Genomic DNA, 24,516 nt, shown 5'->3' with positions numbered 1-24,516 from the left:
TCAACCCGATCATGAAGCTGCTCATCGTTGAGGACGACATCCGAATCGCCAGCATTCTCGTTCGCGCCCTCGCCGAGAACGGGTACGCCGTCGATCACGCCGACTCTGTGGAGTCGGGGATCGAAGCGATCGAGCTCGAGGTCTACGACCTGGCAATCCTGGACATCATGCTGCCCGGCCACCCGCGAGGGGGCATCGAGGTATGCGCGCGGCTGCGACAGCTGAGGCCGCACACGCCGATCCTGATGCTCACCGCCCTCGACTCCGTCGCATCCAAAGTCGGCGCCCTCGACGGTGGTGCGGACGACTACCTGGCCAAACCGTTTCATCTTGACGAACTCGCTGCGAGAGTCCGGGCCCTGCTGCGTCGTTCACCCCGAGTGGCACCCCCCATGCTCCGCGCACGCGGAGGGATACAACTCGATCCTGCAACTCGCACCGCGCACCGGTCCGGACGCAGCATCCCGTTGACCGCGAAGGAGTACGCCGTCCTCGACTACCTGATGCGCAACGCCGGGACCGTCATCAGCTCGAGTGAGCTGATCGACCATGCCTGGGACAGCAACTACATCGGCTTCAGCAACGTCGTGCAGACCTACGTCCGTTACCTGCGGAAGAAGCTCAACCTTCCCGGCGAGGACGACATCATCGAGACTCGTCGCGGATCGGGGTACATCATCATGCCCGCAGATGACTCGGAGCCGTGAGATGTTCGCGTCTGCCGTACGACGACTGACGGTCATCTACACTCTCATCCAGCTCGTCCTCTTCGGGGCGGTAGCGGTCGGGATCTACTGGTTCGTCACCTGGACCTTCGATCTGGACGTGGCGACTCAGGACGGGCCCGCGGCAGCAAACCCCGTCGAATTGGGGTTCTCGCATCTGCGAACCGCGTTGATCGCCGGGTTCTGTGCGCTGTGTGTGATCGTGCCGTTCACCAGCTACTGGATGGCCCGCGCCGCATTGGCGCCGCTGCGGCGCAGCGTCGAACGGCAGCAACGCTTCATCGACGACGCATCCCACGAACTCAGGAGCCCCTTGACAGTCATCCGAGGCGAGCTCGAACTCGCTCTCCTGCGAAAGCGCACCGCGGACCAGTACCGGCAGTCGATCTCATCAACGCTCGACGCCACCCAGGTGCTCGTCGATCTCACCGAAGATCTGCTCCTGCTCGCTCAGGAAGCGCCGGCCGAGCTTCGCTCACGGTTCGTCGCCGTCCCGATCGACACGGTGATCCGGGATGCGATCCGCTCCACTGAACACAGTGTGCGGCGTCAGAGCCTCACGGTCCGGTCGGCTCCGGGCGTGACGGTGCACGGCATCCCCGCGCTTCTCGTGCGCGCGATATCGAACGTTCTCGAGAACGCGATCAAGTTCACCCCTGACGAGGGAACGATCACCGTGACGGTCACCGCCAATGCGCACACCACCGTCGTCGCGATCACCGACACCGGCCGCGGAATGACTCCGGACGAGGTCGAGCATGCGACCGAGCGATTCTGGCGCAGCCAGGACGTACGTTCTTCCACCGGTCACGGGCTCGGGCTTTCCGTGGTCGAGCGAATCATGCACACGCATGGCGGGAGCATTCGCATCACCTCGGCCCCCGGTGCCGGCTCGACCTTTGACCTCCTGTTCCCTGCTCCGCCCGAACGGTGACAGTCGGATCTCCTCGGGGCGATGTCGTGGGCATCCGCCGCCGCGCCGGAAGGTCCCAATAGCGCGGGAAGGGGACGCCCAGCCCGGGCGCCCCCTTCGCAGTCGACGAGGTTACTTCTCGTTCGCACCTCCCTCGTTCTGCACGTCGACGCCTTCCGGATCCTGATGACCACCGTCGTTGCCGTCGCTGACGGTCGACTCCGTCGCAGAGTTCTCCGGCGTCTCGCCGGCCCCGGGGGCCTCGGTGGAGGGGGGCTCGGTGGCAGTGGTGGAACTGTGGCTCGGGGGCGTCGTGGCGGGCGTCGTGGCGGCGTTCGCTGCACCGATCCCCAGGCCCGACAGGCCCAGGACCATCACCGAGGTCAGCAGGATCTTTCTCTTGCGGCTCATGCTCATGTCCGTCTCCTTCATTCAGTGGATGAGTGGTGAACTCTCGAAGGATGACATCGCCCGATAAGGCGGGGATAAGCCCACTCGACAAGATGCCGTGAACGAGGCCGCCCGGCGGAAGCCGCCGCAACCCGTTCAGATCTTGCCGCGCGCGAGCGCGGCCGCATTCTTCAGCGACAGGCGCGGCAGGTACGCTCGGGTCAAGGCCAGCCCGATCACCGGCAGCGCGGCGGGGTCGGGATACGCCATCACCAGTGGGTGGAACTCGGGCTGGAACTTGCGCTTGAAGTTCAGCAGCGAACGGAATCCGTAGGCGGGTTCCAGGGTGCCACTGATGTAGTCGAGGATCCGCTCGATGCCGCCGTCCGGCACGGTCGCAGCGGTGTGCGCCAACGGTGCCCCAGATAGGCTCAGGAACTCGACGTTCTCATCTCTCATCCGCAGGGCGGTCTCGGCGATCAGGAACTCCATGACACCGTTGAAGCTGTCGGGTCTGCGACGCATGAAGTCCAGGGTCCAGCCGATCACCCGTGCGTCACGAAAGGTCGGCAACCAGCTGGTGACACCGTGCACCACTCCGTCCTCGCCCAGCGCCACCATGAGACGGACGGCGGGATCGCGCAGCTCATCGATGCCCCCGAGGGTGAATCCCATCTCCGGTAGTCCCTTGCTGGCCATCCACTGCTCAGAAATCTCGGTCAGCTGCGTCGCATGCGCAAGCGGCAGCGCCGCATAACTGGTCCACACGGCGCGGACGCCCGCCCGCTGGGCCCGGTTGATGGAGGTCCGCACGTCCTGCCACTTCTTCCCCGCCATCTCGAATGTCGCGGGACGCAGCACCGTTTCCTCCGCGATCACCATGGTGTGCCAGCCGATGGATCGGAAGAAGCCCTCATGCTTGCTGTCGATGCTGTAGAAGACGGGCAGCCAGCCGTTGTCGGTGCAGAATTGGGCGAAGCGGCTCAGCGCCGGCTCCTTCGAGCCCGTCACGCTGAAGGGACCGCCGATGGTGAGGGCTACCCGGCCGACGACGCGATAGGTGATCACGGCACGGCTCAACGGATCGAACCAGTGCGCGTTGCCAGGCCAGGTCGCGAGGAACGAGAGGCTATCGCCACCCCCCTCGTTCAAGCGCTGTCGCACCTGCGCCATGGTGCCCTGCGGCTTCCGGCTCCGCTGCTCACCCAGCACCCACACCGTCGCGCCGACCAGGACCACCCAGAACGCAGGACCGATGCCGAAATACAGCAAGGCCCCCATCGGCGTGGTGGGGAGGAACTCGACGCTCTCGTGACGCAGGAACCCGATGGGTATGAATCGTTCGAGCACGTCGCCGAGGAGCGTCCGGAGGCCGACGGCACGGGTGAACGCGGTATCGTGCAGTGCCAGCCCGCCGACGATGTAGGCGGCGGTGAGGACGACGGCCACCCCCGACACCACGACAAGGAAGACTCTCGTGTGCCGTCGGGAGGGCAGCACGCGGAAGTTCCCGCGCAGCAGGATGAGGGCGATCCCGAGCCCCAGTGGGATAAGGGTCGCGAGGCTCAGCCCGAGCGTGACCTCCCAGTGCGTGCCGGTGGGAGCCGCAATCACAAAGGGCAGTCCCGATACTGGCAGGATCCCGAAGTAGAACAGGCCGAGCGCGCCCAGCAGCAGATTCACGACCGCAGCGACCCCTACCGCAAAGCGCCGCCCCCGCAGCATCCCGTATGCCGCCACGAGAAGCAGGATCAGCGGCGCCGCCGATACCACGACAGCGCCCGGGTTCGCGGCACGCTCGAGTGTCAGCACGCGCACGCACGAGTCGGTCACATGCAGCGCCTCGCAGCGTGCCAGCTCGGGCATGTGCGGGGCCTGCTCCAGCAACAACTGCGCGATCGGGGCGAGCGGGCCGAAGTGCGAACCCGTGGCCAGTGCGACGACCGGGCCGGCGGCAGTGATGGCCACGACAGTGGCCATCATCACCCGGATCTCGTGCTGCGAGCCACGAACCCAACGCAGAATCTTCTTCTCGCGGCGCAGCACTACCCCCAACGCCAGTCCGCCCACAGCGGACAGCAGCAGGTAGAGGTCCGTGGGCTGTCCGGAGTACAGCAGCAGCACGAGAGCGAGCATCAGGGTCAGTACCCGGATACGACGCCGCCACAGAGCACTCGCTGATCCGCTCGCAGCCATCAGTGCGCCCGCGATCGGTGCCAGGGGATTCAGTCCGATGGATTCCACCGTGCTGCGTGTCCAGAACTCGCCCGACCCGCTGCCGAGCAGCTGCAACGAGATCCCGGCGACGGCGCCGGCGACACCCGTGACAACGTAGGCGAGAGCGGTGCGCCATGTGCCCAGCAGCCGCTCGGCGGCGCCGAGCAGCACCAGGATAGCGGCGACGTCGACGGCAAGCGTGGCCGTGTCAGGAGCGAACAGCGTCCAGGTCAGGAGAGTCCACCACTGGCCCTGCTCGGCGACGGGTTCGAAACCCGTCGCCGTCTGCCGCAGCAGATCTACCGGGGTGGCGAACAGCGAGTGCTGCAGCATACCCAGGACGAGCACGGCCGTGGCCGTGCCGATGCTGAACGGCTGCGCGCGCAGCATCGACACGGCCGTTCGTGCGGCCGTGAGGGCCCGTCGTCGGGGCACGTTGGCGATGCTCGTCATCGGCCCAGGCCCATCCGATCGGCCAGCTGCGGGAGTGCGCGGGCATAGACGAACCGCACGGTGTTCCAGTCGTGGCCGGACCCTTGGGCAATCATGAGCTGCGTGGTGATGCCGGCGCGGCGGGACGCCGCCGACAGCTCCCGTGCATATTGCGTGAAGACCACATCCCGGACTCCGGTTCCGATGATGGCGAACGTGTCACGGTACGGGGCGTGCGCGCTCATCATCGTGAGGGGCTGCGCGGCGCGGTAGGTGGCCGCCGAGCCGCCGAAGCCCTTGGCTACCGTGTCGGGTCCGATCGTCGGTTGGAGCTCGGGCACAGCCGAGACGAACGAGCCGAAGAGTTCGGGATGGCCGCTGCCGAATTGGACGGCGCAGGTGCCGCCTTCGGAGTACCCGCCGACAGCCCAGTATCGGGGACCGTCGGCGACCCTGAAGTGCTTGTGCAACCATGCGGGAACGTCGACGGTGAGATAGGTGGCGACGTTGCCGATCGGCGAGTCGACGCACATCGGGTTCTGGAGGGGCGCGCCGAGCTGGTCGGCGGCCACCACTATCGGCGCAAGCCCATTGTGCGCGGCCGCGTAGGCGTCATACGTCGCTGCGACCTGCCCTGAGGTGAAGACATCCGAGGGTGCTCCCGGTTGCCCGGCGAACAGCATCACCACCGGCAGGGTGGGTGGGTCGGGCACCAGTGCGGCGGGAGGCAGGTAGATGATCGCCTGCCGGGCGGCGAAATGCGATGTCGCTCCGGGGATCGTGACGGTCCCGACCGTGCCGTGTGCCGGCATCCCGACGGGGGCCACCCAGTGCTGACCCAGTTGCGCGTCCATCGCAGCAGCGCGCGGTGAGGGGCGCGACGCGGTGAGCGCGGCGACTGGCACGGTACCGAAGGCATCGTTCAGATTGCGGTACGCACCGTAGTCGGCGTTGATGCCTGCGGCGGCCGCGACCGTGATCAGGGGAACGAACAGGGTCGCGATGAGTTTGCGCCACCAGCGAGTGCGATGCAGATTCACGGCAGCGAGGAAGACGCCGGCGAACGCGGCGGCGACCCACACGCGGGTCATGGCGGTCAGCGGCAGACCGAACACGTTCCAGACATCGCTGACGAGCCAGCTCGCAACAAGGCCCGTGAGTGCACCGGCCACAGCGGTGGCACCGTTCACCAGCGTGCCGCGCCGCCACGGAACCCGAATGAGGAGATACAACGTCACCACAGTGACGACCGCCGCCAGCGGCACAAGGAATGACATCTTGTCGATCCGTATGTTCAGCAGCCAGTGCATCCTGATTCCCCCGAGGCGCGGGCACCTTCATCACGTAGATGGAGGCGCGCGGTCGTTTGTCTCAGTGGCCGGTTGAGCCGCAGGCGAGGGCGGACCGGTTGGCGATCACAGGTTGATTCATGGCCGTATCCCTGCGACGTGTCGGACGATGAACGAATCTCACGATGACACGCGGGGCTAAGACGGGCATAAGAGCGCACGACAAGCTGCTGAGTGACTCGCCCCGGCGTGTCCGGAGACAGGATTCCTTGGAAGGATCTGTCTCATGGGACGTCCCAGTAAGTACCCGCGCGAGCTTCGTGAGCGCGCTGTCCGTATGGTCGCCGAGGTGCGATCCGACTATCCGAGCGAGTACGCCGCGATGACCGCTGTCGCGCAGATGCTCGGCGTCGGGTCGCCAGAAACGATCCGCACCTGGATCCGCAGGCAGCAGGTCGACGCGGGCGACCGGCCCGGAGTCACGACCGACGCCGCGGTGGAGATCAAGCGACTAAAGCGGGAGAACGCGGAACTGCGGCGGGCGAACGAGATCTTGAAGGCGGCCTCGGCTTTCTTCGCGGCCGAACTCGACCGGCCACACAAGCGATAGTCGGCTTCATCGACGCGCACAAGGACCGCGCCGACGGAGGGCTCCGATGGGGTGTCGAGTCGATCTGCGCCGTGCTCACCCAGCACGGCGTGAAGATCGCCCCATCGACCTACTACGACGCGAGAGATCGCGGTCCGTCACCGCGGATCGTGTCGGACGAGAGGTGGAAGCCGATCATCCTGACCACGTGGCAGACGCACCGGAAGGTGCTCGGGGCCCGGAAGCTCTGGCTGCGGTTGCGTCGCGACGGGCACGACATCGCCCGCTGCACGGTCCAACGCCTCATGCGCGAGCTCGGGATCGCCGGTGTCGTCCGCGGAAAACGGAAGCGTCCCGTGGATGCGGATCTGCGGGAGACCAGGCCCGCCGACCTCGTCGACCGGCACTTCGCCCGGTTCCGCACGAACCAGCTCTGGGTCGCCGACTTCACCTACGTCTGGACGTGGTCCGGATGGGTCTACGTCGCGTTCGTGTTCGACGCGCACTCCCGCCGCATCATCGGGTGGAGAGCGGCGACCTCGATGACAACTCCGCTCGTGCTCGACTGCCTCGACATGGCTCTGTTCACCCGCCGCCGCGAAGGCGTCACCGGGTTCGCCGGGCTCACGCACCACACCGACGCCGGCAGCGTCTACACCTCGATTGCCTTCACGGACCGGCTCGTCGACGAAGGCATCGACCCCTCGGTCGGGTCCGTCGGCGACGCCTACGACAACTCCCTCGCGGAATCGCAGATCGGGCTCTACAAGTCCGAGCTCATCCACCACGACGGGCCCTGGCGCGACATCGACCAGGTCGAGGCGGCAACCGCGTCCTGGGTGCTGTGGTTCAACACGGAGCGCACCCACGGCTCCATCGACGACCTCACACCCCTTGAGGTCGAGCAGCTCGACTACGCTCGCAACGAACCGGTCGGAAAAGCCGGCTGACACCAGTAAAACGCTCTCCGGACACGCCGGGGCGAGTCAACAGGCCGTCGAACCGGTCGGGTGGAGGGAGGGAGCAGGATGAAGATCCTGGTGGTGGAGGATGAACATGTCATCGCCGACGCAGTGACGCGAGGGCTCGGCGCCGAGGGGTTCACCACACGTATCGCCGACAACGGCGTTGACGGGCTCTGGCTGGCGCAGCAAGAGGAGTTTGACGTCGTCGTGCTCGACATCATGCTGCCCGGTCTGAACGGTTACGAGGTGTGCCGGCAACTGCGCGCATCGGGCTCCCTCGTGCCGATCCTGATGCTCACCGCCAAGGACGGGGAGTACGACGAAGCCGATGCGCTCGACCTCGGCGCCGATGACTACCTCTCCAAGCCATTCTCCTATGTTGTGTTGCTGGCTCGTATCCGCGCCCTGCTGAGACGGGCCCCTGCTCCGCGCGATCCGGTTCTCGCAACCGGTGATCTACGACTGGACCCGGCGACCGCCCAGTGCTGGCGCGGGGAGGTGCAGATCGAACTGACCGCCCGTGAGTTCGCGCTGGCCGAGTTCTTGTTGCGTCGCAAAGGCCAACTGGTGAGCAAGAACACCATCGCGGAGCATGTCTGGGATGCCGAACTCGACGTCGACTCGAACGTCATCGAGGTGTACATCGGTTACCTGCGTCGCAAGCTTGACCGCCCGTTCGGTCGGGACGACATCCAGACCGTGCGCGGGCTCGGCTACCGCCTGCAGGACCGGCCGACCATTGCGGAGGGGATGTGATGGTGCCCGCCCCGGGGAAGGCTCCGCGGATGCGGTGGGGCATACGAGCCCGAGTTACCACGCTGACGGCACTCGTCGTGGCGTTGACCCTTGTGCTCAGCGCCATCGCGTTGGCCGCCCTTGTACGACAGTCACTGGTCGCAGGTTTTGATGATGCGCTGATCAGCCGTGCCGAGAGCGTGGCAGCGCAGGCGCGCACCGCGACTTCGTCTGACATCCCTGGAACGCCGCGGCAGGATTCTCTGGTGCAGGTCCTGGATGCGAACGGGACGGTGATCGCCTCCACCGCGAATATCAAGGGTGACGATCCGGTGCTTTCTGCCCCGCCGGCGGCACGACGGACCACAGTGTCCACCCTCAACGACTCCCCGCTGGATTCGACCGCATCGTTTCGTGTGGTCGCCTACCCGGTGGAACTGGCCTCCGGGCCCGGCTGGGTGTACGCGGTCGCGTCGACGACGACCGTTGAGGCGGCGACCGCGAGTCTCGTCACCCTGTTCTGGCTCGGGCTGCCGCTCATCCTGATCGTGGTTGCCATCACCGTGTGGTACGCGGTGACCTCCGCGCTGCGACCAGTCGAGCGGATCCGGCGCCGTGCGGCGGCCATCGAGGCCTCCGACCTCAGCCAACGACTTCCGATGCCGCCGACGCATGATGAGATCGCCGCGCTCACGTCCACCATGAACGAGATGCTCGACCGGCTGGAGACGGCCTCCGACAGGCAGAGGCAGTTCATCGGGGATGCGTCGCACGAACTACGCAGTCCCCTCGCAGGCCTGCGAGCACAAGTCGAGGTGGCGCTGCAGCACCCCGAGAAGACCGACCTGGAACACACACTGACCACCGTCCGCGACGAAGTCGGACGGATGACCACTCTCACCGAAGACCTGCTCTTCCTCGCTCAGAGCACCGAGAGCTCACCGATGACACTCCCCGCACCAGTCGACCTGGATGACCTCGTACTCGACGAGGTGCGCAGGCTTCGCCGGCTCGGCGGTCGAGACGTGTCAGCACATACGCAGGCCGCCCGCGTCGAGGGATCGGCGCGCGATCTGAGCAGGCTGCTACGCAACCTCGCCGACAATGCCTACGAGCATGCACACAACGCAGTGGCTGTGGACCTGCACACCGTCGACGGGATCGCCGAGCTGACCATCACCGACGACGGACCGGGCATCGCCGCGGAGCTACGCGAGACCGTCTTCCAACGTTTCGCGCGACTAGACACGTCGCGGCGGCGGCGAACAACAGGCGGCGGATTCGGGCTCGGACTCGCCATTGCACGCCAAGTCGCCCTCGCGCACGGTGGCACGCTCACAGCGCACGAGCGCGCCGACGGGCGCACGGGCGCCCAGTTCCTGTTACGCATCCCGCTCAGCGAGCGGGATGCGACGGATGCGCCGCACCACCCCGCCCGACCATAACGCGACGACGAGCAGAGCGGCGGCATTCGGCGTCGCACGCGATCCGACCAGCTCTTGGCTGCAGCTTGGCGACTCCGGGGCGCTCGACTACACCGCCGCCCGCTTCTTCATTCAAACTTCGGGCGACGAGCAGACTCAAATCGTGGTCGTGGTCGTGGTAATCGATCTCGAGGGCGAGCATCCCCCCGGGGTGGTGCAAGCGTCGCCTCGCCAGGCATCAAGGCTCGTTTCACGACGAAGCCCGCGACAATCAGGGCCGCGACAGAATCGGCCCACGCCCTTCCGAACAGCGGCATGGCGGCCAACCCAACCAGGACGGCCACAGATAGACACGCGCAGACCAGAGTCTGCTTGGAATCGGCGACCGCCGAACCGAGCTCGCGGTCGGCGCGTCGCTCCGCCCAGCTGAGGAACGGCATTCACCGGCAGGGCTCAGCGCGGCCATCACAATGCGGACGCGACACAGTGATCGATGACTACCTTGCGGGTCGCAAGAGCATCAATAGCGCCATCACGAACAACGCACGTTACCAGTAGAAATCGCTCCTCGGACGGGAGAGGAAGGATGACGCGCCGCGAGTCCACAGCAGGTAGGGCGCAACTTCACCAAGATCGTCGACGGCGGTAGGCCAGTCGCTATCGCCTGGGACGAGTGCTCGAACTCCCGATTGCTGCACCTGGTCGATACGCGCGGCGAGTTCCTTCGCGTCTGGCACGCTGAGGTGGTCGCGCGGGCCTTGACCCCGGATCGTGGACACGGTGTCATTTCGGTTATGCCGCTTCCGTGAGGGTAGCTGATCTCGCGGCCGCGTAGGTGTTCTCGTAGCTGTTCGGGGTGAGCTGGCCGATCGCGGAGTGGCGTCGGCGCGTGTTGTATCGGTTCGTCCACCGGAACACGGCCCGGTAGGCGGTGGCTTGATCGGGGAACGCCGACGCGCCTTGGAGGAGCTCGCGTTTGAGCGCGGCGTTGAAGCTCTCGGCCAGCGAGTTGTCGGCGCTCCTGCCCACCGCGCCCATGGACTGGGTCACTTTGAGCTGCTCGCAGAGTGCTGCGTAGGCTTTCGACGCGTAGACCGAGCCGTGGTCGCTGTGGAACACTGCGCCGGCCAGCGATCCGCGGTCGCGGTGCGCGCCGCGGAGAGCGCCTTCGACGAGTTCGGTGCGCATGTGGTCGGCGACCTGCCAGCCGGCGAGCTTGCGCGACCCGAGGTCGATGCAGGTCGCCAGATACAGGTTGCTGCCGTCCGCGATGGGGAGGTAGGTGATATCGCCGACATACCTGCGGTTCGGTTCCCCGGTGCTGAAGTCCCGCCCGATCAGGTCGGGGAACTTCCGTCCGGACTGGTCCGGGATCGTGGTCTTCACCCGGCGGCGCAGTCGGATCCCCGCGAGCGCGTGTTCCCGCATCACCCGAGCGACCCGCTTATGATTCACCCGCCCGGCGGCGGGGACGCCGTCGTTGAGGTCGGCAGTGATCCTCGGTGCCCCGTAGGCGCGGTCACCACCCTGCGCGGGGTCCTGCAGCACCCGGATCCGTGCCGCCAACCGGGCGTCGTCCGCGGCTCGCGCGGCCCGTCCCGGGGCTGCGGCCAGCCACGCGTAGAACGAGGACCGGGCGATCTCGATGACCTCACACAACCGCTTCACGCCGTAGGCGTCCTTGTGGTCCTCGACGAACTGGAAGCGGTTCATCAGTTCGTCTCCGCAGCGAAATACTTCGCCGCCTGACGGAGGATGTCCCGCTCCGTCTCGAGCTTGACCTGCTCCGCTCTCGAGACCGCTAACTCGGCTTCCAACCGGATGATCCTCGCCGCCTGCGACTCCGACCGCACCGACACCGGCGGCGACACCGAACCGGCCGCAGCGGTCCCGGATCCGAGCTTGTCGACCCATTCCTTCAACGCACCACGGGAGATCCCCAAATCGGCCGCGATCGCTTTCAGCGTCGCGCCCGGCGTGGACTCGTACAAATCCACCGCACGCTGCCGGAACTCGTCCGTGTAGTTCTTCCTTGCCATCCCTCAGATTCTCGCTTCCCCAGCATCGTGCTGGAATCAGCGTGTCCAAGATCAGGGGTCAAGCCCCCGCCAGACCTGCGCGTCCACAGGGCTCAGCCCGACTACTGCACCGTCGTGTTCAGCGAGCCAAAGCGTTTCAACTGCGCCGAGCCGGGCCAAGATGCGTCCTGTCACCGGGTCATTGGGCTCGACGAGCATCGACAGCACCATCCTCGCAGTGCGCTCATCGCTCGCGACATCACTCAAGCTGGCCATCATCGGTTCCTCTCGGCGCTCGTTACCGACGAGGTGCGCAGAGCGCTACCGATGGATCAGCAACTCGGAACCGCAGCTAGGAGTCATCGCTCGCTTCGTCCACGATGAGTCCGGCCTCGACCAGCGCCGCACGTACGGCCTTACGATCCACGCCCATCCGGCGACCGATCGCGCGCATCGAGACGCCCGCTCGGGCGAGTCGCACCGCCTCCGCCTTCTCGTCGATCCCCAGCCCCGGGCGGCGGCTAGGCACGTTGCGGCGACGCAGGTGCGCGAACACCGTGGCGCGATGGATGCCATACCTCTCGGCGAGTGCCTTGACGCTCATCCCTGCCAGGTAGTCGCCGACGAGCGCGTCCACCTCAGCGGCGGTGAGGAAAGTTTGAGCCGTCTCGACAGTCCTCACAACGGGGCCACGATCGTCCTTCGGAGCGGTATCCTGGGGGCGTCGAGAGACCTCGTAGACCCCACGGTCTAGGCGGTTGACCAGGGTCTTTGTCTTGGGGGCGGAGTTGCCGAACGTACTACTCAGGCACCCCACTTTCTCCCCGATCGGGATGTCGACATGATCGATATGGATGCCGACACGTTCGAGGCTCTCGTCTCCGACGAGCTCGATCTGCTGCCCGAGCGCATGCTCGTCGGGCTCGACAACGTCGTCTTCGTCGTCGAGGACAGGCCCGAGGACGGTTCCCTCGACCTTCTGGGCCTCTACGACGGCCTGGCGCTGACCGAACGCGACCGTTACGGCACGGGGGAACTGCCCGATCGGATCATCGTCTACCGTGAGCCGCATCTGCACGCGTGCGCGTCGATCGCGGAGCTGCGGGATGAGGTGCACACCACGCTCGTCCACGAGATCGCGCATTTCTACGGGATCGACGACGCGCGTCTGCACGAGTTGGGCTGGGCATGACGATTCCCCTCGAGGATGTTCGCCGTGACGAGCGCACGGAGATCGCAGGCCCTTGGCAGGCCGTGGTCTGGAACGACCCCGTCAACCTCATGAGCTATGTCGTGCATGTCTTCCGCACCTATTTCGGGTACACCCGCGAGCATGCCGAGCGCCTGATGCTCCTGGTGCACCACGAGGGTCACGCGGTCGTGGCCGAAGGTGCGCGCGAGCAGATGGAACTCCACGTGCAGGCGATGCACGACTACGGACTCTGGGCCACCGTGAGGAGGGCGGACACATGACGGCGGTGCGAATGGAGGTGTCCGCTCTGGAAGCCGCACACCTCACCGACCTCGTCCTGCAGTTCACCGATCTGCTCGCCGACTCCATCGATCGCACCGACGATCCGGCGATCGCACGCCTCGTTCCCGATGGCTACCGTGATGCTCCGGATGACGCCGCGGAGTTTCGCCGCCTGACGCAGGACGACCTCCTCGACCGGCGCCGTGACGATGCTGCTGTCGTTCTGACGACGCTGCAACGCGACGGGCGGACCCTGCGGCCGGAAGACCTGGACCGCGCGGACGCTGAGGTCGAGGTGATCGTCGAACTGGATGCCGGGGCCGTGACGGCGTGGCTGCGAACGCTCACGGCCGTGCGGCTGGTGATGGCGACCCGCCTCGGTATCACGACCGAGGAGGAGCAGGACGACGACCCTCGCTTCGGTGTGTACAACTGGCTCGGCTTCCGCTTGGAGGGCCTGCTCCAGGCGATCGACGACTGAGCGTCGCGACCCTCACGGCACGTCGACGACGATCGTCGCAAGCGACTGCGGATGATGCGTGCGGAGGTGATGCTCCTCCTGGGCCGCCCAGCGGCTCCAATGCGGGCGATACGTGTCGCCGTCGCGCGTGAGCGCGCGATCGCGCCGGCTGTCTTCCGGCGCCTCCAACCACACGCGCACATGCGCAAGGTGCGCGGTGCGCGGTGTGAGTGCCCCCGCTCCTTCGAGGATGAGAGGCACGTCGGCCGGCGTGACCACCTCGGCTCCGGGGGCATCCGCTGCCCAATCCCACCGATGCCACGCGGCCGCTCTGCCCTCGCTGAGGGGGGTCAGGATGAACTCCCCAGCCAGCGTGGCCCCGGCCGCCAGCCCGTCCCAACCCGGATACAGCTCGTCGAGACCGATCACGGTGACGGGGCCCTGCCATCGCTCGCGCAGCCGCCGCGCGACGCTCGACTTTCCCGCACCGGATCGGCCATCGATCAGCACGATCGGGATGATCTCCGGTGCCAAGGTCGACACGGCGGCCTCGATGCGCGCCACGGCGCTCGCGAGGGCCGCATCGACCTCGTCAGCGCTTGAGGGCACGGATGATGCGGCTGAGAGTTCGTCCCGCGACCCACACGAACGGGATCGCCACCGCGAGCAGGGACACGAGGTTCGGTTCGAAGCGCAGATCGTCGCCCTTGCGGATGTAGGCGCCGAGGGGAACCGCGAAGCCGCCCCCGCCCCCGCCGTTGTTGCCGCTCTCGTCCTCGCCGGCGCCGAAGCCCGACCACGACAGCGCCACGGGGATGAGGCGGATGCCGTCGACGTCCTGCTGCTCGCCGTAGACGCTGTTGACGCCGAGCGATGCGGACTGCTTGCCGAGTTCGAGTGCGAGATTGGGCATGGTCCCACCGTAGCCCGGAACCTCACTCGGTGCGAGGGAGCCGCGGATTCGTCGGGAGGGCGTTGACGTCACGGCGCGGACCGAGGACGCTGGCCCGGGTGACCGCTCCCCCGCCGAAGCGCTCCCGCGCGTCGTCCAAGGCGGCATCGACGCGGCGCCACTCGGCATCGTCGTCCCAGAGCGGTACGGCGCCGCCGTCGCCGCCGCGCAGCTTCTCTGCGCGCACGCCGATCAGACGGACCGGCTGGGCCAGCTCCAGGGCCTCGAACAAGCCGATCGCGACATCGCCGATCCGCTGCCCGACGTCCGAGGGCTCCGCGAGCGACAGGGAACGCGAGAGCGTGGTGAAGTCGGCGTAGCGCAGCTTCAGCGCGACGGTTCCCGCACGCCAGCCGCCGCCCCGCAGACGCGCCGCCACGCGGTCGGACAACCGGCGAAGCTCGCTGCGAAGAACCGCCGCATCGGCGACGTCGGTGAGGAAGGTCTCCTCATGTCCGATGCTCTTCTCCGTGCGCTGCGTCTCGACCGTCCGCGGGTCGATGCCGTGCGCGAGCTGCCAGATGCGCTCTCCGCCGGCGGGCCCGAGCGCGCGATCCAGGACGGCCCGCGGGGAAGCGAGGATGTCGGAGACGAGTCGGATGCCGCGGCCCTCCAACGCCTCCGCGGCCTTCGGTCCCACTCCCCACAGCGCCGATACGGGCAGTGCGGCGAGGAAGGCGGCGGTGTCGGGCTCGCTGACGATGAGGAGGCCGTCGGGCTTCGAACGCGTAGAGGCAATCTTCGCGACATGCTTGGTGGCCGCTACGCCGACGCTGCAGACAAGCCCTGTCTCCGCCTTCACGCGTGTTCGCAGCATCCGGGCGATCTCGCCGGGAGAGCCCCAGAGCCGTCGGGCGCCGGACACGTCGAGGAACGCTTCATCGATCGAGAGCGGCTCGACGAGCGGGGTGATGTCGTGGAAGATCGCCATCACCTGACGCGACAGACTCGCATACCTCTCGAAGTGCGGAGTGACCACGATCGCGTGCGGGCACAGCCGGAGAGCCTGAGCGACACCCATCGCCGATCGCACGCCGAAGCGCCGAGCCTCGTAGGAGGCGCTGGAGACGACCCCGCGCCCCTCCATACCGCCGACGATCAGCGGCTTGCCGGCCAGCGAGGGATCGTGGAGGACTTCGACGGACGCATAGAACGCGTCCATGTCGACATGAAGAATGCGCGTACCGCTGTCGTCGGCACCGGGCGGCGACACGACCCGTCCCGACCCGTCACCCCGTCCCATGTCTCCATTCTCGGTGACGCCGCCGACATCGCGGCGACACCGAGAACGTGGACGGACGCGCCTACTGCGCCGCGCGCTCGAGGACGAGCTCGCGGACGCGTGCGGCGTCGGCTTGACCCTTCATCGCCTTCATGACGGCACCGATGACCGCACCGGCGGCCTGCACCTTGCCGTCGCGGATCTTCTCCAACACATCGGGCTGCGCGGCGAGGGCCTCGTCGATCGCGGCGATCAGTGCACCGTCGTCGGAGACGACGGCGAGGCCCCGCGCGTCGACGACCTCCTGCGGCGTGCCTTCGCCGGCGATGACGCCTTCGAGCACCTGACGGGCCAGCTTGTCGGTGAGCGTGCCGGCATCCACCAGCTGCTGCAGCGCCGCGACCGAAGCCGGAGTGACGAGCGATGAGGCGTCGACGCCCTGCGCGTTGGCGAGGCGCGAGATCTCGCTCATCCACCACTTCCGCGCGGCGGCAGGCGAAGCCCCGGCGGCCACGGTCGCATCCACCTCGGCGAGCAGACCCGCGTTCACGATTCCCTGGAAATCGATGTCGGCGAAGCCCCACTCGGCCTTGAGGCGGCGCCGACGCGCGGCGGGCGGCTCCGGCAGCGCGGCGCGCAGCGATTCGATGAGCTCCGTCGGCGGCGCGACGGGAAGAAGATCGGGCTCCGGGAAGTAGCGGTAGTCGTCGGCATCCGACTTGGGTCGACCCGGCGACGTGGTCCCGGTGTCTTCGTGCCAGTGCCGCGTCTCCTGCGTGATCGTCCAGCCCGCGGCGAGGATGGCTGCTTGACGCTGGATCTCGTAGCGCACGGCGCGCTCGACGGAACGCATCGAGTTGACGTTCTTGGTCTCGGTGCGCGTTCCGAGCTTCTCCTGCCCGCGCGGCCGCAGAGACACATTCGCGTCGCATCGGAGATTGCCGCGCTCCATGCGCGCCTCCGAGATGCCGAGCGAGAGCACCACGTCACGAATCGCGCGCACGTACGCGGCGGCCAGCTCGGGTGCCCGATGTTCGGCCCCGAAGATCGGCTTCGTGACGATTTCCACGAGAGGCACACCGGCGCGGTTGTAGTCCACGAGCGAGTACTCCGCCCCCTGGATACGGCCGGTGGCGCCGCCGACGTGCGTGAGCTTGCCGGCATCCTCTTCCATGTGCGCCCGCTCGATGGGCACCTCGAAGATCGTCCCGTCGGCCAGCTCGACCTCGACCTGCCCCTCGAAGGCGATGGGCTCGTCGTACTGCGAGATCTGGTAGTTCTTGCCGAGGTCGGGGTAGAAGTAGTTCTTCCGGGCGAAGCGGCTCGACGGGGCGATCTGGCATCCGAGGGCGAGCCCCAGGCTGATCGAGAAACGCACCGCGGTCTCGTTGACCACCGGGAGCGAACCCGGAAGGCCCATATCGACGGGTGCCACGAGCGTGTTGGGAGCAGCATCGTGGTTCGCGGCGTGCGCCGGGTTGCCCGCCGGCGAGAACATCTTCGTCTCGGTGTTGAGTTCGACGTGCACCTCGAAGCCGAGCACCGGCTCGTACAGCTTCAGCGCGTCGTCGAAGTCCATCAGTGCGGCCTTGGCCATCAGCGGTTCCCTCCCAGCAGCGGGGCGCGGTCCAGCAAGGGACCACCCCATGAGTCGACGAGCAGGGCCTCGGCGGCCGCACCCACGCGATACAACCGGGCATCCTGGCGCGCCGGGGCGATGAACTGGATGCCGACGGGCAGCCCGTCCTCCTCTGCGAGGCCCGACGGAATCGAGATGCCGGGGACGCCGGCCAGGTTCACCGGAATCGTGGTGACGTCGTTGAGGTACATCTGCAGCGGGTCGTCGATCTTCTCGCCCAGCTTGAAGGCGGTGGTCGGAGCCGACGGCGTGGCGATGACGTCGACGTCGGCGAAAGCCGTGTCGAAGTCGCGCTGGATGAGGGTGCGCACCTTCTGGGCGCTGCCGTAGTAGGCGTCGTAGTAGCCGGCCGACAGCGCGTACGTGCCGAGGATGATGCGACGCTTCACTTCGTCGCCGAAGCCCGCGTCGCGCGTCGCGGCCATGACGTCTTCGACGGTGCCGCCCGGAACCTCCACCCGCATGCCGAAGCGCACGGAGTCGAACTTGGCGAGGTTGCTCGAGGCCTCCGCGGGGAGGATCAGGTAGTAGGCGGCGACACCGTACTCGAAGTGCGGGGCGCTGACCTCGACGATCTCCGCGCCCTGCGCCTCCAGGAGAGCCAACGCTGCCCGGAAGGACGCCGACACGCCCGCCTGGAAGCCGCTGTCGGGCAGCTCGCGGATGACGCCGATCTTCAGGCCCGCCAGACCGGCGCCGGCGGCGCCCTCTCGAGCGGCCGTGGCGAAGGAGGGCCAGCTGTCGGTCAGCGACGTCGCGTCGTGCGGGTCGTGACCGCCGATGACGTCGTGCAGAAGCGCCGAGTCGAGGACGGTACGGGAGACCGGACCGACCTGGTCGAGGGAGGAGGCCAGTGCGATGGCGCCGAACCGGCTCACCGCACCGTACGTCGGCTTCATGCCGACGGTTCCCGTGACATGCGCGGGCTGGCGGATCGATCCGCCCGTGTCGGAGCCGAGAGCCAGCGGCGCCTCGAACGCGGCGACGGCGGCCGCCGATCCGCCGCCGGAGCCGCCGGGAATCCGATCGAGATCCCACGGGTTGTGGGTGGGGCCGTACGCCGAGTGCTCCGTCGAGGATCCCATCGCGAACTCGTCCATGTTCGTCTTGCCGAGCGGCACCAGGCCGGCGGCGCGCGAACGCGCGACGACGGTGGCGTCGTAAGGCGAGAGGAAGCCTTCGAGGATCTTGGATCCGCTGGTAGAGGGCATGTCGGTCGTGACGAGCACGTCCTTGATCGCGAGCGGGACGCCCGCGAGCTCGCCCAGGGACTCACCGGCGGCGCGGCGACGATCGATGTCTGCCGCCACGTCGAGCGCGTGGTCGCTCACGTGGAGGAAGGCGTGCACATCGCCGTCGACGGCGGCGATCCGGTCGAGATGCGCCTGCGTCGCTTCGACACTGGACACCTCGCCGGAAGACAATCGCGCGGCCAGGTCTGCGGCGCTCAGCCGTGTGAGATCGCTCACTGCTCCTCCCCCAGAATCGCGGTGACACGGAACCGTCCGTCGGCGGCATCCGGCGCGTTCTGCAGCACCTGCTCCACCGTCAGCATCTGTCCGACGACATCGGGACGGAAGACGTTCTCCAGCGGGATGGGATGGCTCGTCGCGGGGACGTCGGGCGTTGCCACCTCGGACACCTTCGCGATGTTGTCGACGATCACGGAGAGCTGCCCCGTCAGGCGCTGCACCTCGTGCTCGTCGAGCTGAATCCGGGCCAGGACGCCGAGATGGCGAACGAGTTCAGGGGTGATTTCAGACACCCCTCGATTCTAGTCGGCCCCCTTCGACCCGCTTCTCACGGCCGATAGGCTGGCCGGCGTGAGTCCCGCTCCCCACTACGACCCGCCCCGTCCGTGGATCGCAAGCTACGCCGCCGGGGTACCGGAAGATCTCGAACCGGTCACCGGATCGCTCCTGGACATCGTCACGGCGTCGGCGCGTGACTATCCGGACGCGCCTGCCCTGCAGTTCTTCGGCCGAACGACCTCGTATCGCGACCTCGTCGAGGCGATCGATCGAGTCGCGGCAGGTCTCCGCGAGCGCGGCGTGGGCAAAGGCGACACCGTCGCGATCGTGCTGCCCAACTGTCCCCAGCACATCATCGCGTTCTACGCGATACTGCGTCTCGGCGCCATCGCCGTCGAACACAATCCCCTCTACACGCCGCGAGAGCTTCGCAAGCAGTTCGAAGACCACGGTGCACGTACGGCGATCGTCTGGAGCAAGGTCGTCGCCACGGTCCAAGAGTTCCCCGCCGATCTCGCCGTCACCACGCTCGTCAGCGTCGACATCACCACCGCGATGCCCCTGTCGCTGCGTCTCGCGCTGCGTCTTCCGGTCGCGAAGGCCCGAGAGTCACGCGCCGCGCTCACGACGCGCGTGTCCGGGGCCGTGCCGTGGGAGCACCTGGCGCGCACCGAAGCGCTAGCGGCATCCGTGCCCGGACCCGCCACCGACGATGTCGCCATCATCCAGTACACGAGCGGCACGACCGGCACCCCGAAGGGCGCGGTGCTCACCCACCGCAACCTCCTGGCCAACGCGCGGCAGGCTCAGGCCTGGGTGCCGTCGATCCAGCGCGGCCACGGGTGCGTCGTCTACGCCGTTCTGCCCATGTTCCACGCCTACGGGTTGACGCTGTGCCTGACGTTCGCGATGTCGATGGGTGCTCGCCTGGTGCTGTTCCCGCGCTTCGAACCGGCGATGGTCCTCCAGGTGACGAGGAAGCATCCGGCGACGTTCCTGCCGCTGGTGCCCCCGATCGCCGATCGCCTGCTGGCCGCCGCGCGCGCCGAAGGGGTGTCCCTGGCCGGCACGGAGGTCGCCATCTCCGGCGCCATGGCGTTGCCGCATGATCTCGTCGTGCCGTTCGAGGAGGCGACGGGCGGGTACCTCGTCGAGGGCTATGGCCTGTCCGAATGCTCACCTGTGCTCATGGCGAACCCCGTCGCTGACAACCGCAAAGCAGGAACGGTCGGCCTCCCCCTTCCCGGCACCGAATGCCGCGTGGTCGACCCCGACGAGCCGACCGTGGATGTTCCCGCCGGTGAGCGGGGTGAGTTGATCGTGCGGGGCCCGCAGGTCTTCCAGGGGTACTACGGCAAGCCAGAGGCCACCGAGCAGGTCTTCGTCGACGGCTGGTTCCGCACCGGTGACATCGTCCAGATCGACGACGACGGGTTCGTGCGCATCGTGGATCGCATCAAAGAGCTCATCATCACCGGCGGGTTCAACGTCGCCCCTACCGAGGTCGAGAACGCGCTGCGGCAGCACCCACGCGTCGTGGATGCCGCCGTCGTGGGCCTGCCGAGCGAGCATTCCGGGGAGGAGGTCGTCGCCGCCGTGGTGCTCGACGGCTCCGGGGTCGAGGTCGACACGGAGTCCATCCGTGAGTACGCGCGCAGCATCCTCACGCCCTACAAGGTTCCCCGCCGGATCTTCGTCGTCGACGAGCTGCCGAAGTCCTTGATCGGAAAGGTCCTACGGCGTCAGGTGCGTGAGTCCCTGCTGAACCTCACCCAGCCCGGCGGCGACTGAGCGCGATCAGCCCGCGTCGGGAGCGAGCGTGTCGAGGGCGGCGGGCCCCTGCTCGACGAGGATGCGGAACTGCGCGGCATCGATGATGCGGATGCCGAGTTCCTCCGCCTTCGCGAGTTTCGAGCCGGCCCCAGGTCCGGCGGCGACGAAGTCGGTCTTCTTGGAAACAGAGGATGCCGCCTTGCCACCGGCGGCGATGATCGCCTCCTGGGCACCCTCTCGCGTGTAGCCCTCCAGCGTTCCGGTCGCCACGACCGTGATGCCTTCGAGCACACCGCCTGCCGCGACCGCGGCGCCCGGGCCGGGATGACCCGGGATCTCCAGGACGGCGCCCGCCGCTGCCCACCGATCCACGATCTCCTGGTGCCAGTCGACGGTGAACCACTCGATGAGCGAGTCCGCGATGATACCGCCCACCCCGTCGACGGCCGCAAGAGCGTCACGTTCGGCGGTACGGATCGCGTTCAGGGACCCGAACCACTGCGCGAGCGCCCGAGCAGCGACGGGACCGACGTGTCGGATGTTCAGTGCGACCAGAAACCGCCAGAGATCCTTCGTCTTGGCCTTCTCGAGCTCCTCCAGGAGAGTCAGCGCCTGCGCCGAGGGCTGCGGAAAGGTCAGCCCCTCCTTCTTCTCCGCCGATGAGGGCTGCCGACGGAAGGGTGCGCGGGTGATCGGTTCGCCGCTGTCATCGTCCAGCTTGGGTTCGCCCGTCTCGCTGTCGCGGACGATCACCTCGATCGGCACGAGCTGTTCGAGCGTCAGATCGAACAGGCCGGCTTCGGTGACCAACGGCGCCACAGCCGGAGCGGACGGCTGCGTCAGAGCCGCCGCCGTGACCTCGCCGAGGGCTTCGATGTCGAGGGCGCCGCGGGATCCGATGTGCTCGACGCGTCCCCGCACCTGTGCGGGGCAGGTGCGCGTATTGGGACAGCGCAGGTCGATGTCGCCCTCTTTGGCGGGAGCCAGCGGTGCGCCGCACTCCGGGCAGTGGGTCGGCATCACGAAGGCCCGCTCGGTGCCGTCGCGCAGCTCGACCACCGGGCCGAGCACCTCGGGGATGACGTCCCCGGCCTTGCGAAGCACCACCGTGTCGCCGATGAGAACCCCCTTGGACACGACGACGTCCTGATTGTGCAGCGTCGCCTGCCGGACGACCGATCCCGCGACGCGGGCAGGGGCCATCACCGCGAAGGGCGTGGCCCGGCCGGTGCGGCCGACGGAGACGACGATGTCGAGCAGCTTCGTGTTGACCTGTTCCGGCGGGTACTTGTAGGCGATCGCCCACCGAGGCGCACGACTGGTGGCGCCGAGCTCGTCGTGCAGCGCGAGCTCATCGACCTTGACGACGACGCCATCGATCTCGTGCTCGACGTCGTGGCGGTGCTCGCCGTAATGCGCGACGAACGCGGTCACGCCGTCGACGTCGTCCGCGGTGCGGAAGGACGCACTGGTCGGCAGTCCCCACGCCCCGAGCAACGCGTAGACCTCGCTCTGCGAGGACACGGGCGGCGCCGGCCAGGCCCCGATCCCGTGCACGAGGAGCCGCAGCGACGCCAGGCGTGCGCGTCCGGCTTCGAGCTCCATGCCGCTCTTCTTCTCGAGCTGCTGACGCAGGCCGCCACTGGCGGCGTTGCGCGGGTTCGCGAACGCCGGAAAGCGGCGGGCGGCGCTGCGGGTGAGCTTCTCTTCGTCGCCGCCGCGTTCGCGCCCGTCCGCGATCACACGCTCGCGCAGTCGCGCCTGGAGGGCGTTGAGGTCGTCGAAGGCCGCGACGGGGATGTAGACCTCACCGCGCACTTCGACCAACGGTGGATGCCCCTCACCGGCGAGGCGTGCCGGGATACCCGCGACCTGGAGCGCATTGACGGTGACGTCTTCTCCCACCCGGCCGTCGCCGCGGGTGGCGGCGGAAACGAGCACACCGCTCTCGTAGCGGAGGTTGATGGCCAGGCCGTCGATCTTCAGCTCCAGCAGCCACCGAACGTGCCGTCCGGCCGCGGCCGAGGTCTTCGTGCACCAGTCCCGCAGCTCGTCCGTGCTGAAGACGTTGTCGAGGCTGAGCATGCGCTCGGCGTGCTCGACGGGCGCGAACATCGTGCTCTCGGCGGCGCCCACCGACAATGTCGGCGAGTCCTGGCCTTGCACCTCGGGGAAGGCGCGCTCTACCGCTTCGAGCCGCCGCATCCAACGGTCATAGGTCGCGTCGTCGACGATCTCGGCGTCGCGCCCGTAGTAGGCCTCCCGTGCGCCGAGGATGAGGTCGATCAGGCGCTCCGCGTCGTCGCGGGCGTCCTCGAGGCTCGTCGGAAGGGGTGCGTCGTCATCCGTCACCCGGCCAGTGTAGGTGGCACTTCCGACATCGCCACACGCCGGGCGCGCCCTGACGCTGCGTCGTCCACGCCGACAGATGCCGCCTGGTGCACGCCGTCAGCCGGCGACGGGAACCGCCGAAACGGTGCGGTCGACCGTGAACTGGCCGATCACCCGCGTGCCGTCGTACAGCACCGCTGTCTGCCCCGGGGCGACGCCGTCGAAGGGCGTCTCGGGACGCACCGTCACGGTGCCCTCGCGAACCACGGCGGACGCCGGCACCGGTTCGGCGTGAGCACGGATCTGGACATGGCAGAAGAACTCGGCATCCGCCGGGGCCCGGCCGGCCCAGCTATGACGTGAGCCGGCGATCTCCGCCGTGGCCAGCGCTTCCTTCGGACCGACGACGACCGTGTTCGAGACGGGACGGACCTCGAGGACGAAGCGCGGCTTGCCATCGGATGCGGGAACACCCAGCTGCAGACCGCGCCGCTGTCCCACCGTGTACGCGTGGGCTCCGCCGTGGCTTCCCACGACAGCGCCGTCGCGGTCGACGATGTCGCCCTGCGCCGTGCCGACCTTCTCTGCGAGCCACCCGCGGGTGTCGCCGTCGGGGATGAAGCAGATGTCGTGGCTGTCCGGCTTCTGGGCGACCGTCAACCCGCGCTCGGCCGCTTCGGCGCGCACGAGGGCTTTGGACGGCGTCGATCCGAGCGGGAAGTACGTGTGCGCGAGCTGGGGCGCGGTGAGCACACCGAGCACGTAGGACTGGTCTTTCGCCTCGTCGCTCGCCCGATGCAGCTCGCGCCCGTCCGGCCCGTCGACAAGGATCGCGTAGTGACCGGTGCAGACGGCGTCGAAGCCGAGCTCGAGCGCCCGTTCGAGCAGGGCCGCGAACTTGATCTTCTCGTTGCAGCGCATGCACGGGTTCGGCGTACGGCCCGCGCGGTACTCGGCGATGAAGTCGTCGATGACGTCGTCGCGGAAGCGTTCGGAGAAGTCCCAGACGTAGAAGGGGATGCCGAGCCGGTCTGCCGCACGGCGCGCATCCATCGCGTCTTCGATCGTGCAGCAGCCGCGGCTTCCGGTGCGCAGCGTCCCCCCCGCTCGCGAGAGCGCGAGGTGGACGCCGACCACGTCGTGACCGGCGTCGACCGCGCGGGCCGCGGCGACAGCGGAGTCGACGCCGCCGCTCATGGCCGCCAGGATACGCATCG

Annotated in this window: 23 protein-coding genes; 9 read left to right on the top strand and 14 right to left on the bottom strand. The window is 67.8% G+C overall.

From position 1 onward, the window contains the following. The first annotated feature begins 11 nt into the window (after positions 1 to 11). Positions 12 to 707, top strand: coding sequence for a response regulator transcription factor (locus tag HMPREF1529_RS12445; RefSeq protein ID WP_016465066.1), 696 nt, complete (start codon positions 12 to 14; stop codon positions 705 to 707). A 1-nt stretch (position 708) separates the two neighbouring features. Next, positions 709 to 1,659, top strand: a complete 951-nt coding sequence (locus tag HMPREF1529_RS12440) for a sensor histidine kinase (RefSeq protein WP_016465065.1) — start codon at positions 709 to 711, stop codon at positions 1,657 to 1,659. Positions 1,660 to 1,770: 111 nt separating this feature from the next. On the opposite strand, the gene HMPREF1529_RS12435 is transcribed toward HMPREF1529_RS12440, so the two are convergent. From HMPREF1529_RS12435 to HMPREF1529_RS12425, 3 genes are all read right to left on the bottom strand, one after another. After that, a complete protein-coding gene (locus HMPREF1529_RS12435) occupies positions 1,771 to 2,055 on the bottom strand; it encodes a hypothetical protein (protein ID WP_016465064.1) in 285 nt (94 codons plus the stop codon). A 129-nt stretch (positions 2,056 to 2,184) separates the two neighbouring features. After that, positions 2,185 to 4,698: a bifunctional lysylphosphatidylglycerol flippase/synthetase MprF gene (locus HMPREF1529_RS12430; RefSeq protein ID WP_016465063.1), complete on the bottom strand. Its 2,514-nt coding sequence runs from the start codon at positions 4,696 to 4,698 to the stop codon at positions 2,185 to 2,187. Next, positions 4,695 to 5,954 (bottom strand): alpha/beta hydrolase, encoded by a 1,260-nt coding sequence (locus tag HMPREF1529_RS12425; RefSeq protein ID WP_051120868.1) that lies wholly within the window; start codon positions 5,952 to 5,954, stop codon positions 4,695 to 4,697. Before HMPREF1529_RS12425 ends, HMPREF1529_RS12430 begins: the two co-directional genes overlap by 4 nt. Positions 5,955 to 6,252: 298 nt before the next feature. Between HMPREF1529_RS12425 and HMPREF1529_RS12415 the strand changes: the two genes are divergently transcribed. From HMPREF1529_RS12415 to HMPREF1529_RS12405, 3 genes are all read left to right on the top strand, one after another. Continuing rightward, a protein-coding gene (locus tag HMPREF1529_RS12415; protein WP_157533856.1) for an IS3 family transposase occupies positions 6,253 to 7,505 on the top strand; the annotation gives its coding sequence in 2 pieces (ribosomal slippage) (positions 6,253 to 6,535 and positions 6,535 to 7,505; 1,254 coding nt in all). A 78-nt stretch (positions 7,506 to 7,583) separates the two neighbouring features. Then, positions 7,584 to 8,276, top strand: a complete 693-nt coding sequence (locus tag HMPREF1529_RS12410; protein WP_016465061.1) for a response regulator transcription factor — start codon at positions 7,584 to 7,586, stop codon at positions 8,274 to 8,276. 245 nt (positions 8,277 to 8,521) lie between these two features. Then, complete coding sequence (locus HMPREF1529_RS12405; RefSeq protein ID WP_051120860.1) at positions 8,522 to 9,700, top strand: sensor histidine kinase; 1,179 nt, start codon at positions 8,522 to 8,524, stop codon at positions 9,698 to 9,700. 771 nt (positions 9,701 to 10,471) lie between these two features. On the opposite strand, the gene HMPREF1529_RS12400 is transcribed toward HMPREF1529_RS12405, so the two are convergent. From HMPREF1529_RS12400 to HMPREF1529_RS12385, 3 genes are all read right to left on the bottom strand, one after another. Beyond that, a protein-coding gene (locus tag HMPREF1529_RS12400; protein ID WP_157533942.1) for an IS3 family transposase occupies positions 10,472 to 11,718 on the bottom strand; the annotation gives its coding sequence in 2 pieces (ribosomal slippage) (positions 10,472 to 11,406 and positions 11,406 to 11,718; 1,248 coding nt in all). A gap of 51 nt (positions 11,719 to 11,769) precedes the next feature. Then, complete coding sequence (locus HMPREF1529_RS12390; RefSeq protein ID WP_036283747.1) at positions 11,770 to 11,973, bottom strand: hypothetical protein; 204 nt, start codon at positions 11,971 to 11,973, stop codon at positions 11,770 to 11,772. 76 nt (positions 11,974 to 12,049) lie between these two features. After that, positions 12,050 to 12,379 (bottom strand): hypothetical protein, encoded by a 330-nt coding sequence (locus HMPREF1529_RS12385; RefSeq protein ID WP_232212129.1) that lies wholly within the window; start codon positions 12,377 to 12,379, stop codon positions 12,050 to 12,052. Positions 12,380 to 12,538: 159 nt separating this feature from the next. Between HMPREF1529_RS12385 and HMPREF1529_RS12380 the strand changes: the two genes are divergently transcribed. From HMPREF1529_RS12380 to HMPREF1529_RS12370, 3 genes are read left to right on the top strand one after another with little or no spacing between them, the layout of a single operon-like run. Then, a complete protein-coding gene (locus tag HMPREF1529_RS12380) occupies positions 12,539 to 12,889 on the top strand; it encodes a metallopeptidase family protein (protein WP_005050288.1) in 351 nt (116 codons plus the stop codon). Then, on the top strand, positions 12,886 to 13,170 hold the full coding sequence (gene clpS / locus HMPREF1529_RS12375; protein WP_005050286.1) for an ATP-dependent Clp protease adapter ClpS: 285 nt from the start codon (positions 12,886 to 12,888) through the stop codon (positions 13,168 to 13,170). Before HMPREF1529_RS12380 ends, clpS begins: the two co-directional genes overlap by 4 nt. Continuing rightward, positions 13,167 to 13,652 (top strand): DUF2017 family protein, encoded by a 486-nt coding sequence (locus HMPREF1529_RS12370; protein ID WP_016465056.1) that lies wholly within the window; start codon positions 13,167 to 13,169, stop codon positions 13,650 to 13,652. Before clpS ends, HMPREF1529_RS12370 begins: the two co-directional genes overlap by 4 nt. A gap of 12 nt (positions 13,653 to 13,664) precedes the next feature. Here HMPREF1529_RS12370 and HMPREF1529_RS12365 read toward each other — a convergent pair whose 3' ends face one another. The 6 genes from HMPREF1529_RS12365 to gatC form a co-directional block, all read right to left on the bottom strand. Continuing rightward, positions 13,665 to 14,240 (bottom strand): hypothetical protein, encoded by a 576-nt coding sequence (locus tag HMPREF1529_RS12365; RefSeq protein ID WP_016465055.1) that lies wholly within the window; start codon positions 14,238 to 14,240, stop codon positions 13,665 to 13,667. After that, complete coding sequence (locus tag HMPREF1529_RS12360; RefSeq protein WP_005050282.1) at positions 14,224 to 14,544, bottom strand: hypothetical protein; 321 nt, start codon at positions 14,542 to 14,544, stop codon at positions 14,224 to 14,226. Before HMPREF1529_RS12360 ends, HMPREF1529_RS12365 begins: the two co-directional genes overlap by 17 nt. A gap of 22 nt (positions 14,545 to 14,566) precedes the next feature. Next, a complete protein-coding gene (gene dinB / locus HMPREF1529_RS12355; RefSeq protein ID WP_005050280.1) occupies positions 14,567 to 15,826 on the bottom strand; it encodes a DNA polymerase IV in 1,260 nt (419 codons plus the stop codon). Between the two features lie 61 nt (positions 15,827 to 15,887). After that, positions 15,888 to 17,402, bottom strand: coding sequence for an Asp-tRNA(Asn)/Glu-tRNA(Gln) amidotransferase subunit GatB (gatB, locus tag HMPREF1529_RS12350; RefSeq protein WP_016465054.1), 1,515 nt, complete (start codon positions 17,400 to 17,402; stop codon positions 15,888 to 15,890). Beyond that, complete coding sequence (gene gatA / locus HMPREF1529_RS12345) at positions 17,402 to 18,913, bottom strand: Asp-tRNA(Asn)/Glu-tRNA(Gln) amidotransferase subunit GatA (RefSeq protein WP_016465053.1); 1,512 nt, start codon at positions 18,911 to 18,913, stop codon at positions 17,402 to 17,404. Before gatA ends, gatB begins: the two co-directional genes overlap by 1 nt. Continuing rightward, positions 18,910 to 19,209, bottom strand: a complete 300-nt coding sequence (gene gatC / locus HMPREF1529_RS12340; RefSeq protein ID WP_005050276.1) for an Asp-tRNA(Asn)/Glu-tRNA(Gln) amidotransferase subunit GatC — start codon at positions 19,207 to 19,209, stop codon at positions 18,910 to 18,912. Before gatC ends, gatA begins: the two co-directional genes overlap by 4 nt. Before the next feature lie 58 nt (positions 19,210 to 19,267). On the opposite strand from gatC, the gene HMPREF1529_RS12335 reads away from it, so the two are divergent. Further along, positions 19,268 to 20,986 (top strand): long-chain-fatty-acid--CoA ligase, encoded by a 1,719-nt coding sequence (locus HMPREF1529_RS12335; RefSeq protein WP_016465051.1) that lies wholly within the window; start codon positions 19,268 to 19,270, stop codon positions 20,984 to 20,986. A 6-nt stretch (positions 20,987 to 20,992) separates the two neighbouring features. Here the strand turns inward: HMPREF1529_RS12335 and ligA are convergent, their stop codons facing one another. Both ligA and mnmA read right to left on the bottom strand, forming a co-directional pair. Further along, on the bottom strand, positions 20,993 to 23,320 hold the full coding sequence (gene ligA, locus HMPREF1529_RS12330) for an NAD-dependent DNA ligase LigA (protein WP_005050273.1): 2,328 nt from the start codon (positions 23,318 to 23,320) through the stop codon (positions 20,993 to 20,995). Positions 23,321 to 23,416: 96 nt separating this feature from the next. Next, positions 23,417 to 24,514: a tRNA 2-thiouridine(34) synthase MnmA gene (gene mnmA, locus HMPREF1529_RS12325; protein WP_005050272.1), complete on the bottom strand. Its 1,098-nt coding sequence runs from the start codon at positions 24,512 to 24,514 to the stop codon at positions 23,417 to 23,419. Between the last annotated feature and the right edge of the window lie 2 nt (positions 24,515 to 24,516).

It is taken from the genome of Microbacterium sp. oral taxon 186 str. F0373, assembly GCF_000411455.1.
GTDB lineage: Bacteria > Actinomycetota > Actinomycetes > Actinomycetales > Microbacteriaceae > Microbacterium.
This window is presented reverse-complemented; position numbering and strand designations above follow the sequence as displayed.

Bases quoted from the DNA above. Each gene is read 5' to 3' on its own strand.
- HMPREF1529_RS12445 (WP_016465066.1), top strand. From the start codon at position 12: ATGAAGCTGCTCATCGTTGAGGACGACATCCGAATCGCCAGCATTCTC.
- HMPREF1529_RS12440 (WP_016465065.1), top strand. From the start codon at position 709: ATGTTCGCGTCTGCCGTACGACGACTGACGGTCATCTACACTCTCATC.
- HMPREF1529_RS12435 (WP_016465064.1), bottom strand. From the start codon at position 2,055: ATGAGCATGAGCCGCAAGAGAAAGATCCTGCTGACCTCGGTGATGGTC.
- HMPREF1529_RS12430 (WP_016465063.1), bottom strand. From the start codon at position 4,698: ATGACGAGCATCGCCAACGTGCCCCGACGACGGGCCCTCACGGCCGCA.
- HMPREF1529_RS12425 (WP_051120868.1), bottom strand. From the start codon at position 5,954: ATGTCATTCCTTGTGCCGCTGGCGGCGGTCGTCACTGTGGTGACGTTG.
- HMPREF1529_RS12410 (WP_016465061.1), top strand. From the start codon at position 7,584: ATGAAGATCCTGGTGGTGGAGGATGAACATGTCATCGCCGACGCAGTG.
- HMPREF1529_RS12390 (WP_036283747.1), bottom strand. From the start codon at position 11,973: ATGGCCAGCTTGAGTGATGTCGCGAGCGATGAGCGCACTGCGAGGATG.
- HMPREF1529_RS12380 (WP_005050288.1), top strand. From the start codon at position 12,539: ATGATCGATATGGATGCCGACACGTTCGAGGCTCTCGTCTCCGACGAG.
- clpS (WP_005050286.1), top strand. From the start codon at position 12,886: ATGACGATTCCCCTCGAGGATGTTCGCCGTGACGAGCGCACGGAGATC.
- HMPREF1529_RS12370 (WP_016465056.1), top strand. From the start codon at position 13,167: ATGACGGCGGTGCGAATGGAGGTGTCCGCTCTGGAAGCCGCACACCTC.
- HMPREF1529_RS12360 (WP_005050282.1), bottom strand. From the start codon at position 14,544: ATGCCCAATCTCGCACTCGAACTCGGCAAGCAGTCCGCATCGCTCGGC.
- dinB (WP_005050280.1), bottom strand. From the start codon at position 15,826: ATGGGACGGGGTGACGGGTCGGGACGGGTCGTGTCGCCGCCCGGTGCC.
- gatB (WP_016465054.1), bottom strand. From the start codon at position 17,402: ATGGCCAAGGCCGCACTGATGGACTTCGACGACGCGCTGAAGCTGTAC.
- mnmA (WP_005050272.1), bottom strand. From the start codon at position 24,514: ATGCGTATCCTGGCGGCCATGAGCGGCGGCGTCGACTCCGCTGTCGCC.